This is a genomic window from Thermocatellispora tengchongensis (genome assembly GCF_014202315.1).
GTDB classification, from domain to species: Bacteria; Actinomycetota; Actinomycetes; order Streptosporangiales; family Streptosporangiaceae; genus Thermocatellispora; species Thermocatellispora tengchongensis.
Map to the genome: position 1 here is coordinate 333,330 of NZ_JACHGN010000007.1, position 14,123 is coordinate 347,452.

Consider the following 14,123-nt stretch of genomic DNA (forward strand, 5'->3'; position numbering starts at 1 on the left):
CAATGTCACAAATTCGCTAATTTACCCAGAGCGACCACGCGATCCCATCCAGAATGTCGTGCTCGCTCACCACGACCTCGGCGAACCCCCACCGCGTCATCAGCCGCTCCAGGATCAGCGCGCCCGCCCCGATCACGTCCACCCGGCCCGGGTGCATCACCGGCAGCGCCGCCCGCTCGTCGTGGGTCATCGACAGCAGCCGCAGCGTCACGTCGCGCACGTCGTCGGCGGGGATGCGCGAGTGGTGGATGCGGTCGGGGTCGTAATAGGGCAGGCCCAGCGCGATCCCCGCGACCGTGGTCACCGACCCGGCCAGGCCGACGAGGGTGCGCGCCTCGGTCACCGGGACCGCCGCCGCCACCCGGTCGAGCGCCGCCTCGACGTCGGCGGTCACCGCGTCCACGGCCCGCCCCGACGGCGGGTCGCCGGCCTCCTTCAGGTGCCGCTCGGTCAGCCGTACGCAGCCGATGTCCACCGACAGCGCCCCGCGCAGCGCCGGCCGCGCGCCGTCGGTGGTGCCGACCACGAACTCGGTGGACCCGCCCCCGATGTCCACCACGAGGAACGGCTCGGCCGCCCGGCCGGCCAGGCCGCGCGTCGCCCCGGTGAACGACAGCTCCGCCTCCTCGGCGCCCGTGATCACCTCGGGCTCCACCCCGAAGATGCCGCGCACGCCCGCCACGAACTCGTCACGGTTGGCGGCGTCGCGGGTGGCGCTGGTGGCCACCACCCTGACCCGCTCGGCGCCGTGCTGCGCGATCAGCTTGGCGTAGCCGCGCATCGCGGTGAAGGTGCGCTCCAGCGCCTCCGGGGCGAGCCTGCCGGTACGGTCCACGCCCTGGCCCAGGCGGACGATCTCCATCCGCCGCTCGATGTCCGCGAGCCCCGTGTGGCCGATGTCGGCGATCAGCAGTCGGACCGAGTTGGTCCCGCAGTCGATGGCCGCCACACGCGTCATTCCGCCGTCCCCTCGCCGTCGTCCTCGCCGTCTTCCCTGACATCGACTTCCCTGGCACCGTCTTCGCCGGCATCGTCTTCGCCGGCACCGTCTTCACCGGCATCGACCGTCACGCACGGACCGGCCGCCCACCACTGCGGCAGGGCGTCCAGCGCCTCGCGTCCGAACGGGTTCGTCCCGGGCACGGCCAGCTCGTGCCCCACCAGCGCGTGCAGGCACTTCACCCGGGTGGGCATGCCGCCCGCGCTCTGCATGCCGCGCGGCAGGGGCTCGATGCCCTCCTGCGCGGCCAGCTTGTCGCGCCGGGCCACGTAGTCGTCATGCGCGGCCTGGTAGCGCGCGGCCAGCTCGGGATCGTCGGCGAGGCGCGCCTGCATCTCGCGCATCATGCCCGAGGACTCCAGGGTGCCGATCGCCGAGGCCGCCTTCGGGCACGTCAGGTAGTACAACGTGGGGAACGGCGCGCCGTCGGGCAGCCGCGGCGCGGTCTCCACCACATCGGGCAGCCCGCACGGGCACCGATGCGCCACCCGCCACGCCCCTCGCGGCAACCGCCCGAGCTGCCGCTCGACCGCGACCGCGTCCTCGCGCCCCGCCCCCATTCCGCTCACCCCGCAAGGCTACCGCCGCCGCGCCCCAATCTCGTCGGGGACGGAGCGGGCGTGGAGGTGGGGTGTGGGTGAGAAGGCCACCGCCGCCGCCCCCCATCTCGTCGGAGACGGAGCGGGCGTGGAGGTGGGTGTGAGTGAGAAGGCCACCGCCGCCGCCCCCTATCTCGTCGGAGACGGAGACGGCGTGGGGGCGGGTGTGGGTGAGAAGGCCACCGCCACCGCGCCCCCATCTCGTCCGGGACGGAATGGACGTGGGGGCGGGCGTGGGGCGACAAGGCCACCGCCGCCGCGCCCCCATCTCGTGGGGAGACGGAGTGGGCGCGGGCGACATGGCCACTGCCGCCATGTCCCTATCTCGTCGGGGACGGCGCGGGCGTGGGCGTGGGCGACAAGGCCACCGCCGCCGCGTCCCTATCTCGTCGGAGACGGAGACGGCGTGGGTGCGGGCGTGGGCGACACGGGGGTGGGTCGCCTGTCGGCGGCCTCCACCGAGCCCCACAGGGTCTCGTACCAGGGTGGCGTGACCGTGGTGGTGGGGGTGGCCGTCGTGCCCGGCTTGGGCTTCTGGGTGGGCTTCTTGGTCATCACCGTGAAGCACTTCTCGCCCGGGTCGCAGAAGAACAGCCGCTCGCGCGCGATCTGCTTGTTGTAGCCCGGGTCGTTGAGCTGGCGGTTGCGCCGCTCCAGCTCGTTCAGCGCGGCCAGCTCGCGCTCGCGCTCCTCCAGCAGCTCGGCGATCTGACGCCGCTGCGCGATGTACTCGCGTACGGGATAGGCCAGGCTCATCGCTATCGCGCACACCACGACCGCGAGCACCGCGGCCCGGCCGGTCAGTTGCGGGCGTCGTCCAGCCATCTCGATCGAGTCCCCCTCCGCGTGCGCCACGTCCCTTCCCGCGCCCCCGCTCGCCCCGCTCGCCCCCCGGCCCGCCCGCACCGGTGGCGGGCGGGCCGGGGCGGCGGATCAGCGCTGGAAGCGGGGGAAGGCGGCGCGCCCGGCGTAGCGGGCGGCGTCGTCGAGCAGCTCCTCGATGCGCAGGAGCTGGTTGTACTTGGCCACGCGGTCGGACCTGGCCGGGGCGCCGGTCTTGATCTGGCCGCAGTTGGTGGCCACCGCCAGGTCGGCGATCGTGACGTCCTCGGTCTCGCCGGAACGGTGGCTCATCATGCACCGGTAGCCGCTGCGGTGGGCGAGGTCCACGGCGTCCAGGGTCTCGGACAGGGTGCCGATCTGGTTGACCTTGACCAGCAGCGCGTTGGCCGCGCCCTCGCGGATGCCGCGGCCCAGGCGCTCGGGGTTGGTCACGAACAGGTCGTCGCCCACGAGCTGCACCCGCGAGCCGAGGGAGGCGGTGATGGCCTTCCAGCCCTCCCAGTCCTCCTCGTCCAGCGGGTCCTCGATGGAGACCAGCGGGTAGGAGCGGACCAGCTCCTCGTAGAAGCCGATCAGCTCGCTCGCGCTGTGGCCCTTGCCGTCGATGGTGTAGACGCCGTCCTTGTGGAACTCGGTGGCGGCGACGTCGAGCGCGAGCGCGATCTCCTCGCCGGCGGTGAACCCGGCCTTCTCGATCGCGACCAGGATCAGGTCGAGCGCGTCGCGGTTGGAGGGCAGGTTGGGCGCGAAGCCGCCCTCGTCGCCCAGGCCGGTGGCGTAGCCCTTCTGCTTGAGCACGCTCTTGAGCGCGTGGTAGGTCTCGGCGCCCATGCGCACCGCGTCGGAGAACGTCTCGGCCCCGATCGGCGCGATCATGAACTCCTGGATGTCCACGTTGGTGTCGGCGTGGGCCCCGCCGTTGAGGATGTTCATCATCGGCACCGGCAGGATGTGCGCGTTGGGCCCGCCGACGTAGCGGAACAGCGGCAGGTCGGCGCTGTCGGCCGCGGCCTTGGCCACGGCCAGCGACACGCCCAGGATCGCGTTGGCGCCCAGGCGGCCCTTGTTGGGCGTGCCGTCCAGGTCGATCATGGTCTGGTCGATGAGCCGCTGCTCCTCGGCGTCCAGCCCGAGGATCGCGTCGGTGATCTCGTCGGTGACGCCGAGCACGGCCTTCTCCACGCCCTTGCCGCCATAACGCCCGTCGCCGTCGCGCAGCTCCACGGCCTCGAACTGGCCGGTGGACGCGCCGCTCGGCACGGCGGCGCGGCCGGTGCTGTAGTCGTCGAGCAGCACCTCGACCTCGACCGTGGGGTTGCCCCGGGAGTCGAGGATCTCGCGGGCGGTAACGGCCTCGATGGAAGCCACGGAGCGCTCCTAAAGTCAATGGGATGGTTTGTCGTAGAAGCCTATCGAGATCTGCCCCTCGGGAGGGTTACCGCCACGTGATCGAGCGGTGATCTCAGCCCTCCCACTCGCGCACCCGGTCGCGGTACGCCCGCGCCGCCGCGCGCAGCTCGGCCTCCGGGTCGAGGCCCTGCGCGCGCGCCTCGCGTACCAGGTCGAACAGCCTGACCCCGATCTCCGAGACGCCCTCGGCGGCGGCCGGCAGGTCGGCGGGGGCTCCGGCGCGCTCGGCGCGGCGCTGGAGCTGGGCGGCCAGGCTGAGCGAGGGCTGGCCCATGGGCACGCCCTCCAGGATCGACTCCTGGCCCTTCTCGGCGCGCTCGGCGGCCTTGATCTGCTCCCAGTTGGCGTTGACCTCGTCGGCGCTCTCGACGGTCACCGAGCCGAAGACGTGCGGGTGGCGGCGGACGAGCTTGGCCACGATGCCCTCGGCCACGTCGTCGATGTCGAAGCCGCCCTCCTCCGGCGGGCGCTCCTTGGCCACCCGGCTGTGGAAGGCGACCTGGAGCAGCACGTCGCCCAGCTCCTCGCGCAGCGCCGCGTAGTCGCCCTCCTCGACGGTCTCCTGCACCTCGTACGCCTCTTCGAGCAGGTAGTGGACCAGCGACTCGTGCGTCTGGCCGCGGTCCCACGGGCACTCGGTACGCAGCCGGTCCATCACGGAGACGAGGTCGAGCACCCGCGCGCCCGGCAGGTCGTAGGAGCCGGGGATCATCTCGATCAGCGGCGGCTCGTCCACCGCGAGCGCGGCCCGGCCCACGGCGCGCATGAGGTCCTCGTCGCCGTCCTGGGCGGCGAGCCACACCACGTCGCCGCCCACCGCCGCGCGCACCAGACCCGCCGGGTCGGGCGTCATGACCTCCACCCCGATCCCCGCCTCGGCGAGGTAGGGCAGGTGCGGGTGGTCGGCGGACCGGGTGAGCACGGCGGCGCCCGACGACAGCGCCTGCCAGGCACGATGGGTCAGCAACCCCGGCGCGACCCGCGGCGAGGTGGTGACGACGATCAGCGACATGTCTGCCAGGCTACGGGCACGCCCGAGCGCCCGCGCACCGGCGTGCCCTGCGCTCCTACGGGCCTTCCACTGCCTCGCCTGAGCCGCCTGGACCGGCTACTGGCCCGCCTGGCCCGCGTCGGCGGCCGGGGCCTGCTGGGGCACCTTGCCGAAGCGGTCGCCGGCGACGAAGCCCTGCTGGGGGTCGAAGGCGCCGTAGCGAGGGCTGTAGGTGACCTTGACCTTGTCCAGCTCCTGGCTCATGGCCTGCTGGCCGCGCTGCAGCGCCGCCTCGTCGGTGCCGCCGCCGAACTTGGCCAGCAGCTTCTGCTCGGTGAGGTAGGCCCGGATGTAGCCGCGCGCCTGGGACGGCGGCACGCCGCTGCCCAGCAGGCGCAGCTCGACCTGCTGCTCGCCGCCCTGCTGGGCGACGAACGCGTCGAGCTCGCCGTCGCTGACCGACACGCCGTTGCGGTTGCCCAGTTCGAGGTACTGCAGCGTCACCACGCGCTGCAGCAGCACGGTCTGCGGAAGGGAGAACTGGAGCTGCTGCTGGACGTCGGGGTTCCGCTTCAGGGCCGCCTGCGTCTCACGGACGTCGGCCTCCACCTGGCTGGCGGTGATCCGCTCGTCGCCGACGATGGCCGCCGCGCCCGCCTGGAGGGGGGAGCACGCCGTCAGCACGACCCCGGCGGCCAGCACGGCCAGGGCGAAAAGGCGCTTTGGAGTCTTCAACGTGGGATTCCCTTCCGACAAACCGCGCTTACTCTACCGTGACCCGGTGACGCCCCGGGCGCGGCCGGGGTCAGCGGGAGGCCGAGGCCGCCGCGGGCTCCAGGAACATGGCCTGGACCAGGTCGCCGGCCCACTTGAGCAGTTCGAGGTCGCGCAGCGGCCGCCCGCCCAGCGGCTTGGTCTTGGGCATGGGCACCAGCAGCGTCTCGACGGCCTGCTTGTGCAGCGCCTTGGGGTAGAGGCGCTGCAGGCGCACCTGCTGGGAGTCCTTCAGCACCACCGGCGCGAACTTGACGTGCTGGCCCTGCAGGGTCACGTCGGTCAGGCCGGCCTGGCGGGCCCGCACCCGGAACCTGGCGACCTCCAGCAGGTTCTCCACCTCCTGCGGCGGGCGCCCGTAGCGGTCGGTCAGCTCCTCGCGCACGGCCGTGATGTCGTCGTCGTTGGTCACGGCCGCGATCCGCTTGTACGCCTCCAGCCGCAGCCGCTCGGAGGTGACGTAGTCGTGCGGGATGTGCGCGTTGATGGGCAGTTCGACCCGGACCTCCGGCCGCTCGGCCTCCGCCGGGGAGACGCCGTCGAGCTTGGCCTTCTGCTCCTGCACCGCCTCGGCCATCATCCGGACGTACAGGTCGAAGCCGACGCCCGCGATGTGACCCGACTGCTCGGCGCCCAAAATGTTGCCCGCGCCGCGGATCTCCAGGTCCTTCATCGCGACGTACATGCCCGCGCCCATCTCGGTGTGCTGGGCGATGGTGGCCAGCCGTTCGTGCGCGGTCTCGGTGAGCGGCTTCTCCGGCGGGTACAGGAAGTAGGCGTAGCCGCGCTCGCGGCCTCGCCCGACGCGACCCCGGAGCTGGTGGAGCTGCGACAGGCCGTAGTTGTCGGCCCGATCGACGATCAGGGTGTTGGCGTTGGGCACGTCGAGTCCCGACTCCACGATCGTGGTGCACACGAGCACGTCGAAGTTGCGCTCCCAGAAGTCCACCATGATCTTCTCTAGCTGGTGCTCGTTCATCTGGCCGTGGGCGACCGCGATGTTGGCCTCGGGGACCAGCTCGCGCAGCCGCAGGGCGGTCTTGTTGATGCTGGCCACCCGGTTGTGCACGAAGAACACCTGGCCGTCGCGCATCAGCTCGCGCCGGATGGCGGCGGCGATCTGCTTCTCGTCGTACGGGCCGACGAAGGTGAGGATCGGGTGCCGCTCCTCCGGCGGGGTGAGGATGGTGGACATCTCGCGGATGCCGGTCAGGCCCATCTCCAGGGTGCGCGGGATCGGCGTGGCCGACATGGCCAGGACGTCCACCTGGGTGCGCAGGTGCTTCATGGCCTCCTTGTGCTCCACGCCGAAGCGCTGCTCCTCGTCCACGATGATCAGGCCGAGCTGCTTGAACCTGACCTCGGGGCTGAGCAGCCGGTGGGTGCCGATGACGACGTCCACCGCGCCCTCGGACAGCCCGCGCAGGGTCTCCTTCACCTCGGCGTCGCTCTGGAAGCGCGACAGCGGCTTGACGACGACCGGGAAGCTGGAGAAGCGCTCGGTGAAGGTGGACAGGTGCTGCTGGACCAGCAGCGTGGTCGGCACCAGCACCGCGACCTGCTTGCCGTCCTGCACCGCCTTGAAGGCCGCGCGCACGGCGATCTCGGTCTTGCCGTAGCCGACGTCGCCGCAGATCAGCCGGTCCATCGGCAGCGGGCGCTCCATGTCGCGCTTGACCTCGTCGATGGCTTCGAGCTGGTCGTTGGTCTCGGCGTAGGGGAAGGCGTCCTCCATCTCGCGCTGCCAGGGCGTGTCGGGCGCGAAGGCGTGGCCCGGGGAGGCCATGCGGGCGCTGTAGAGCCGGATCAGCTCGCCCGCGATCTCCTTGACGGCCTTCCTGGCCCGCGACTTGGCCTTGGCCCAGTCGGCGCCGCCCATGCGGTTCAGCGTGGGCGCCTCGCCGCCGACGTACCGGGTGACCTCGTCGAGCTGGTCGGTGGGGACGTACAGGCGGTCGCCCTTGGCGTACTCGATCACGAGGTACTCGCGGGTGGCGCCCTGGACGGTGCGCTGCACCATCTCGACGTACCGGCCCACGCCGTGCTGCTCGTGCACCACGTGGTCGCCCACCTTGAGCTGGAGCGGATCGACCATGTTGCGCCGGCGCGAGGGCAGGCGGCGCATGTCCTTGGTGGACGCCTTCTGCCCCACCAGGTCGAGGTGGGTCAGCACGGCCAGCGCCGGGCTGACGAAGCCGTGCTCGACCCGGCCCGTGGTCACGTGCACCACGGCGGGGTCGAGCTCGCCGGTGAGCCCGGGTTCGAGCCTTGCGGGCACGTCCACGCCGCGCAGCAGCTCGACCATGCGCTCGGCCGGGCCGTGGCCCTCGCTGAGCAGCACCACCGTCTTGCCCTCGCCCAGCCAGCCCTTGATGTCGCCGAGGGCACGCTGGGTGTCGCCCCGGTACGACTCGGCCTCGCGGGCGTCGAGCCGCAGCCCCTCGCGCTCGCCGCTCTCCTCGAAGGGCGAGAGCGACCACCACGGACGGCCCAGCTCGCGGGCGTGGTCGCGGACGTCCTCCAGCGTGCGGAACGCGGCGGCGCCGAGGTCGATCGGGGCCTGCCCGCCGGAGGCGGCGTTGATCCAGGACGCCTCCAGGAACTCCTGGCTGGTGCGCACCAGCTCGTCGGCGCGGCCCCTGATCCGCTCCGGGTCGCACACGAACACCGCCGAGCGCAGCGGCAGGTGGTCCACCAGCAGGTCCATCTCGCCCGCGAGCACCGGCGCGAACGCCTCCATGCCCTCGACCGGGGTGCCGTCGGCGAGCTGGTCCAGGATCTCGGCCAGCGGCGGGTGCGCCTCGGCCAGCTCGCGCGCCCGCTCGCGCACCTCGGCGGTCAGCAGCAGCTCGCGGCACGGCGCGGCGAACAGGCCGTCCTGGGCGACCTCCAGGGAGCGCTGGTCGGCGACCTTGAACCAGCGGATCTCCTCCACGGTGTCGCCCCAGAACTCCAGCCGCAGCGGGTGCTCCTCGGTGGGCGGGAACACGTCCAGCAGGCCGCCGCGCACGGCGACCTCGCCGCGCTTCTCCACCATGTCCACCCGGTGGTAGCCGTTCTCGACCAGCCGGACCACCACGTCGTCCAGCTCGGCCTCGTCGCCGGCCCGCAGGCGTACGGGTTCGAGGTCGCCCAGGCCGCGCACGATCGGCTGGAGCACGGCGCGGATCGGCGCCACGATCACCTTCAGCGGCCCGGCGGCCACGTCGCCGGCCACCGGGTGGGCGAGGCGGCGCAGCACGGCCAGGCGCTGGCCCACGGTGTCGCTGCGCGGCGACAGGCGCTCGTGCGGCAGGGTCTCCCAGGCGGGGAAGACCGCGACGGAGTGCTCGTCGAGCAGGCTGGTCAGCGCGGCGGCGAGGTCTTCGGCCTCGCGGCCGGTCGCGGTCACCGCGAGCACCGTACGCCCACCGTCCTGCGCACCCTGGGCGGCGAGCGCGGCCACGGCGAACGGGCGCAGCGCGGGCGGCGCGATGAGCGACACGTCGGAGGTGTCGCCCGCGCGCAGGTCCGCGAGCGCGCCCGCGAGCCGCTGGTCGCGCAGGATGAGAGCGAGAAGTGCGGAAAGGGTCATCAGATTGCCCCACAGCCCCACGATGGCAACACGACTACCCCCGGCCGGGCAGGTCGCGGGGGTCACTGCCCCCAAGGTTACTTGGCGGCGGCGGGCGGCGGAGCACCGGCCGGACGGCCGCGTTCACCGAGTCGGGCGAAATACCTGGCAAGGCGTGGCCGATTGACTACTGTGAGTCACATGTCTGTGGTTAGACCGGTCGCCGCGCGCGGCGACCTCTTCGACCGCCGGATCCGCGAGCAGTGGACCGACCAGCTCGGCAGGCGACTCGACATCCTGATCGCCGGGTGCGGGCGCAGCGGCGAGCTGCGCCTGGACCGCATGGACACCCGGGTCACCGGCGTGGACGAGGACCGCCCCGAACTGCGCGACGTGGTGGCCTCCCGGGCCGACCTCGACGCGTGGGCGCTGGACGACATGCGCTCGGTGCCGATCCCGCCGCGCTCGTTCGACGTGGTCTACATCGAGTTCCTGCTCGAACGGATCAAGCACGCCGAGCTGGTGCTCGACCGCATCCTCGGCGGGCTGCGCCCCGGCGGGCTGCTGCTGGTGCGCATGCGCGACCGCGACTCGGCCTACGGCTTCTGCACCCGCGCGCTGCCAAGCTGGCTGCGCCGCGCGCTGTGGCGCAGGTTCGTCGCCGACGTGCCCGAGGGGCCGCTCCCCGCGGTGTACGAGCCGGTCACCTCGCGCGAGGGCATGCAGACCTTCTGCCTGATCCGGGGCCTGCAGATCACCGACGAGGCCAAGGACACCAGCGGCCCGGCCCTGTACGGCCCGCTGGGGCGGCTGGCCGAGTCGGTGTGCGCGCTGGTCGAGCGGCTGTCGGCGGGGCGGCTCCCGGCCACGCACGACGAGCTGACGCTGGTGATCCGCAAACCGCAGAACCATTTCGCCCGGCTCATCTGACCGGTTCGTGGTTGTCCGGGCCATCATGGTACGGCTAAGGTGGCTATATCCGACTAAGTCGGTCGGATTAGTCTGGGTGGTGAATTCGAGCGGAATGCGGAGCAGATGACGGCGACCTACGAGTGGACCCCCGACGCCCGTGAGCTCGCCGATCTGGAGCTGCTGCTCTCCGGCGCATTCCACCCGCTGAACGGCTTCATGACGGCCGCCGACGAGCACGCCGTCGCCGAGAGCGGCCGGCTCGCCGACGGCACGCCGTGGCCCGCCCCGGTCACGCTCGCGCTGCCCGGCGACCACCCCGCCGCGCCCGGCGACCGCGTGACGCTGCTCGACCCCGAGGGCGCCGCCCTCGCGGTGCTGACCGTCACCGAGCGCGCCCACGGCAACGCCGCGGGCCCCGTCGAAGGGCTCGGCGTCCCCGAGCACGGGCCGTTCGCCCGGCTGCGCCGCCCGCCCGCCGAGGTGGCCAAGGAGCTGGCCGGGCGCCCGGTGCTCGCGGTCACCATGCGCGGCCCGCTGGACGACAAGACCCTCGACGAGATCACCGCGACCGCCGCCGAGCTGGGCGGGGCCGCGGTCCTGCTGCTGCCGCTCGCGTACGGCGAGGGCGGCCCCGCCGTCGTCCGCGCGGCCCTCGCCGCCCGCGACAAGCTGCCGGGCGGCCCCGGGGGCAGCCTGGTCGTCGCCGTGCCGCTCGCGCCCCGCGAGCCCGCCATCGACCTTGAGCTGCGCGAGCACGTCGCGACCGCTTACGGCGCCGACGAGCACATCGCGGGCCCCGAGCCGGTCGCCATCCCCGGGCCTCCCCACCGGCGCGGCGTGGTGGTGTTCTTCACCGGCCTGTCGGGCTCGGGCAAGTCCACGATCGCGCGCGGGCTGCACGACGCCCTGCTCGAACGCGGCGGGCGCGCGGTGACGTACCTCGACGGCGACGTCGTGCGCAAGCTGCTGTCGGCCGGGCTGACGTTCTCCAAGGCCGACCGCGACCTGAACATCCGCCGCATCGGCTTCGTGGCCGCCGAGGTCGCGCGGCACGGCGGGCTGGCCATCTGCGCGCCGATCGCCCCGTACGCCGCGACCCGCGCCGAGGTGCGCGAGATGGTCGAGTCGGTCGGCGGCGACTTCCTGCTCGTCCACGTCGCGACCCCGCTTGAGGAGTGCGAGCGGCGCGACCGCAAGGGCCTGTACGCCAAGGCCCGCGCCGGCCTGATCCCGGAGTTCACCGGCATCTCCGACCCCTACGAGGAGCCCGACGACGCCGACCTGGTGATCGACACCACCGGCATGGCGATCGACCGGGCGGTGACCATGGTGCTCGACACCCTGATCCACGGAGGGTACGTCAGATAATGGTGGACATCCCGCTCCTCGTCGGCTCCTTCTTCGTCGCGGTGATCGTGGGGCTGACCGGCATGGGCGGCGGCGCGCTCATGACGCCGATGATGCTGCTGTTCTTCAACGTGCCGCCGCTGGCCGCGGTCTCCAGCGACCTGGTGGCCTCGGCGGTGATGAAGCCGGTCGGCGGCTACGTGCACATGCGCCGGGGCACGGTCAACATGCGCCTGGTGGCCTGGCTGTGCGCCGGCTCGGTGCCGGCCGCGTTCAGCGGCGTGTTCGTGGCACGCGTCCTGGGCGAGGGCGCGGCCGTGCAGCAGGCGGTGAAGTACGCCCTGGGGGTGGCGCTGCTGCTGGCGGTGGCGGGCCTGGTCGCCAAGGCGTACCTCGCCGAGCGCGACCGCTCCCGGTTGACCGGCATGGACGTGACGGACGTTTCCGTACGCCCAATTCCGACCCTACTGGTCGGTATGGTCGGAGGGCTGATCGTGGGGATCTCCTCGGTCGGCTCCGGCTCGCTGATCATCGTGGCCCTGCTCGCGCTCTACCCCGCGCTCAAGGCCAACCAGCTCGTGGGCACCGACCTGGTCCAGGCGGTCCCCCTGGTCGCCGCCGCCGCCCTCGGCCACGTCCTGTACGGCGACTTCCAGCTCGACCTGACCGCCTCGCTCATCCTGGGCTCGATCCCCGGCGTCTACATCGGCGCCCGGATCTCCTCCCGCGCGCCGGGAGGCGTGATCCGGGCGCTGCTCGCGGTGGTCCTGCTCGCCTCGGCGCTGAAGCTCCTGGAGGTGAGCAACACCGCCACCGCCCTGATCCTGTGCGGCGCCGTCGTGGCGGGCCTGCTGGGGTGGCGGGCGCTGCGCCACTGGGGCCGCACCCGCGAGCAGCACCCCACCGTCACCCCCGAGCCCGCCCCGGCCGAACAAGCCCGCTGACCCCTCACGCACCGACCACACCGGGACCGAGGGCCGCCCGCCACCGGCCGACACCCACTTCCCGGCACCACCGGGCGGGCCCGGCCACCGGAAGCCCACCTCCGCCTGGCGCGGCCGAGCAGGCGCCATCGGCGGGGCGCCCCACCAGGCCCCACAGCCCTTCCCGGTCTCACCGGCCGGTCCCGGTTTCCACCTTCGTGGCGCGGAAGTACGGGTCGGCGGCCAGCTCGGCGAAGGCCCGCCGGGCGCCGGGCGTGGTGTCGAAGCGGGTGTCGCCGCGCGGCGCCTTGGGCGAGTCGAAGTAGACCAGCGCCTTGACCTGCGGATAGTGCTGGATCCTGCGCCGGACGGACTCGTAGAACCGCTCCTTGCGCCGCGGGTCGCGCTTGCGCTCGAACACGCCCCACTCGGCCACCATGATCGGCTTGCCGGGGAAGCGGCGCTGCATCCACCGGTAGAAGCCCGGCCAGTTCGGGAAGTCGGGCCGGGTCTTGTTGATCAGCCCGTCGAAGTCGCGCACCCGCGCGTCGGCGTACGGGTCGAGCGCCACCCAGTCCACGATGTCGTCGCCCGGGTAGAGCGACTCGAACCACGGCTTGGCCGCCCAGTTGGGCGCGCCCATGTAGGTCATGACCATGACGGCGTTCTTCACGCCCCGCTCGCGCAGCCGGAACGCGACCCTGCGGTACATCGCCACGTAGTCGGCCGCCGTCATGCCCGAGCCCCGGCCCGCCCGCACGTCGTTCTCCGGCTCGTGGTGCACGGTCAGGAAGAACCGATCCGGGAACGTCGCGGTGAGGTGGCGCGCCAGCTTGTCGATGCGCCGGTCGATCGCCCCGTCGGCGATCTCGGCCCAGGTGTGCTCCAGCGACGGCTTCCAGTTGACCAGCAGCATCCGGGGACGCCGCGGGTCGCGGACGAGCGCGCGCTCCTCCGGGGTCGGGAACAGCTCCCCGGCCCGGTGGTAGACGTGCAGGATGTCGGCCGTACGCCCCATCCTGCGCTCGGCCCCGCGCAGCGCCCGCGCCGGCGGGCGGCCGGTGAAGACCTCCGGCGCGATCCCCCACCACGCCCCGCAGGACGGGATCAGCTTGGCGCTGACCTCACACCGGCGCGGAGGCGGCGGCGGGGCGGGGGCCGGGGCGGACCCCCTGAGCCCGCTGAACCGGTCGAAGCCGCCGGCCCCGCCGTAGGGCGGGCCGCTTCCGTACGACCCGCCGGGGCGCGCGCCGTCCCCGTAGGCCGGCCCGTAGGTGCCGTCGGAGGGCATGCCGGCCGCCCCATCGGAGACCGCCACGCCCGGGGCGGGCGCGCTCGCCATCTCCGCGCACGCGCTGAGCGCGAGAATGACCGGCAGCGTCATGACGACCCACTGCCGGCACCGCAGCGACAGGTGCCGCTTTTGTGCGGCTGGGCCCGAAATTTCGTACTTATCGGTTCGATGAGCCAATGCCGTCCCAGCTCCCCCTGAATGCGATCTCTTACGCTTTTCTTGACGCCCCCTCTTACCACCTTCCCACTGGCAGGGGCAGCCGCGTGGCCTACTTTGCCGCAACATGTGACAGCGCTCGCGACTTCAGACCGACGAATTAGTCGGAGATTTCGGACTAATGGCCGTTATCGTGGCGTGATCAGCTTGACGTCGGCGGGAAAATCTTCCATATTCGGCCGGGAGAATAACCCGAAGTGCCTATAGTGAACGGGCCGTTCACACACCGCGCAGCCGGCAGAGCTCCCTGGGCCGGGGGGC

At 72.5% G+C, this 14,123-nt stretch carries 11 protein-coding genes; 3 read left to right on the forward strand and 8 right to left on the reverse strand.

All coding sequences use genetic code 11. The features are described 5' to 3' along the window. Positions 1-16: 16 nt before the first annotated feature. The 7 genes from HNP84_RS18720 to mfd all read right to left on the reverse strand — a co-directional run bounded on the left by HNP84_RS18720 (position 17) and on the right by mfd (position 9,191). Positions 17-958, reverse strand: coding sequence for a Ppx/GppA phosphatase family protein (locus HNP84_RS18720; RefSeq protein WP_185051014.1), 942 nt, complete (start codon positions 956-958; stop codon positions 17-19). Continuing rightward, on the reverse strand, positions 955-1,560 hold the full coding sequence (locus tag HNP84_RS18725; RefSeq protein WP_185051160.1) for a DUF501 domain-containing protein: 606 nt from the start codon (positions 1,558-1,560) through the stop codon (positions 955-957). Before HNP84_RS18725 ends, HNP84_RS18720 begins: the two co-directional genes overlap by 4 nt. A 420-nt stretch (positions 1,561-1,980) precedes the next feature. Beyond that, positions 1,981-2,424, reverse strand: coding sequence for a septum formation initiator family protein (locus HNP84_RS18730; RefSeq protein WP_185051015.1), 444 nt, complete (start codon positions 2,422-2,424; stop codon positions 1,981-1,983). 108 nt (positions 2,425-2,532) lie between these two features. After that, positions 2,533-3,810 carry a phosphopyruvate hydratase gene (eno, locus tag HNP84_RS18735; RefSeq protein ID WP_185051016.1) on the reverse strand — a complete coding sequence of 426 codons (1,278 nt, stop codon included), beginning with the start codon at positions 3,808-3,810 and terminating at the stop codon, positions 2,533-2,535. Positions 3,811-3,904: 94 nt separating this feature from the next. Beyond that, positions 3,905-4,864 (reverse strand): nucleoside triphosphate pyrophosphohydrolase, encoded by a 960-nt coding sequence (locus HNP84_RS18740; RefSeq protein ID WP_185051017.1) that lies wholly within the window; start codon positions 4,862-4,864, stop codon positions 3,905-3,907. A gap of 96 nt (positions 4,865-4,960) precedes the next feature. Then, a complete protein-coding gene (locus HNP84_RS18745; protein WP_185051018.1) occupies positions 4,961-5,578 on the reverse strand; it encodes a SurA N-terminal domain-containing protein in 618 nt (205 codons plus the stop codon). A 70-nt stretch (positions 5,579-5,648) separates the two neighbouring features. Next, positions 5,649-9,191 carry a transcription-repair coupling factor gene (gene mfd, locus HNP84_RS18750; protein WP_185051019.1) on the reverse strand — a complete coding sequence of 1,181 codons (3,543 nt, stop codon included), beginning with the start codon at positions 9,189-9,191 and terminating at the stop codon, positions 5,649-5,651. Positions 9,192-9,371: 180 nt separating this feature from the next. Here mfd and HNP84_RS18755 point away from each other — a divergent pair, with 180 nt between their 5' ends. The 3 genes from HNP84_RS18755 (at position 9,372) to HNP84_RS18765 (ending at position 12,373) form a co-directional block, all read left to right on the forward strand. Next, positions 9,372-10,100, forward strand: coding sequence for a methyltransferase domain-containing protein (locus tag HNP84_RS18755; RefSeq protein ID WP_185051020.1), 729 nt, complete (start codon positions 9,372-9,374; stop codon positions 10,098-10,100). A 105-nt stretch (positions 10,101-10,205) separates the two neighbouring features. Then, complete coding sequence (cysC, locus tag HNP84_RS18760) at positions 10,206-11,450, forward strand: adenylyl-sulfate kinase (protein WP_185051021.1); 1,245 nt, start codon at positions 10,206-10,208, stop codon at positions 11,448-11,450. Continuing rightward, complete coding sequence (locus tag HNP84_RS18765) at positions 11,450-12,373, forward strand: sulfite exporter TauE/SafE family protein (protein ID WP_185051022.1); 924 nt, start codon at positions 11,450-11,452, stop codon at positions 12,371-12,373. The genes cysC and HNP84_RS18765 overlap by 1 nt, the downstream gene beginning before the upstream one ends. 169 nt (positions 12,374-12,542) lie before the next feature. Here the strand turns inward: HNP84_RS18765 and HNP84_RS18770 are convergent, their stop codons facing one another. Continuing rightward, entirely contained in the window at positions 12,543-13,736 is a 1,194-nt protein-coding gene (locus HNP84_RS18770; RefSeq protein WP_246518315.1) for a glycoside hydrolase family 26 protein, read from the reverse strand. Between the last annotated feature and the right edge of the window lie 387 nt (positions 13,737-14,123).

What these genes read in the sequence shown, in the direction of transcription:
- HNP84_RS18720 (WP_185051014.1), bottom strand. Translation starts at nt 958, where the DNA reads ATGACGCGTGTGGCGGCCATCGACTGCGGGACCAACTCGGTCCGACTG.
- HNP84_RS18725 (WP_185051160.1), bottom strand. Translation starts at nt 1,560, where the DNA reads ATGGGGGCGGGGCGCGAGGACGCGGTCGCGGTCGAGCGGCAGCTCGGG.
- HNP84_RS18730 (WP_185051015.1), bottom strand. Translation starts at nt 2,424, where the DNA reads ATGGCTGGACGACGCCCGCAACTGACCGGCCGGGCCGCGGTGCTCGCG.
- HNP84_RS18740 (WP_185051017.1), bottom strand. Translation starts at nt 4,864, where the DNA reads ATGTCGCTGATCGTCGTCACCACCTCGCCGCGGGTCGCGCCGGGGTTG.
- mfd (WP_185051019.1), bottom strand. Translation starts at nt 9,191, where the DNA reads ATGACCCTTTCCGCACTTCTCGCTCTCATCCTGCGCGACCAGCGGCTC.
- HNP84_RS18755 (WP_185051020.1), top strand. Translation starts at nt 9,372, where the DNA reads ATGTCTGTGGTTAGACCGGTCGCCGCGCGCGGCGACCTCTTCGACCGC.
- cysC (WP_185051021.1), top strand. Translation starts at nt 10,206, where the DNA reads ATGACGGCGACCTACGAGTGGACCCCCGACGCCCGTGAGCTCGCCGAT.
- HNP84_RS18765 (WP_185051022.1), top strand. Translation starts at nt 11,450, where the DNA reads ATGGTGGACATCCCGCTCCTCGTCGGCTCCTTCTTCGTCGCGGTGATC.
- HNP84_RS18770 (WP_246518315.1), bottom strand. Translation starts at nt 13,736, where the DNA reads ATGACGCTGCCGGTCATTCTCGCGCTCAGCGCGTGCGCGGAGATGGCG.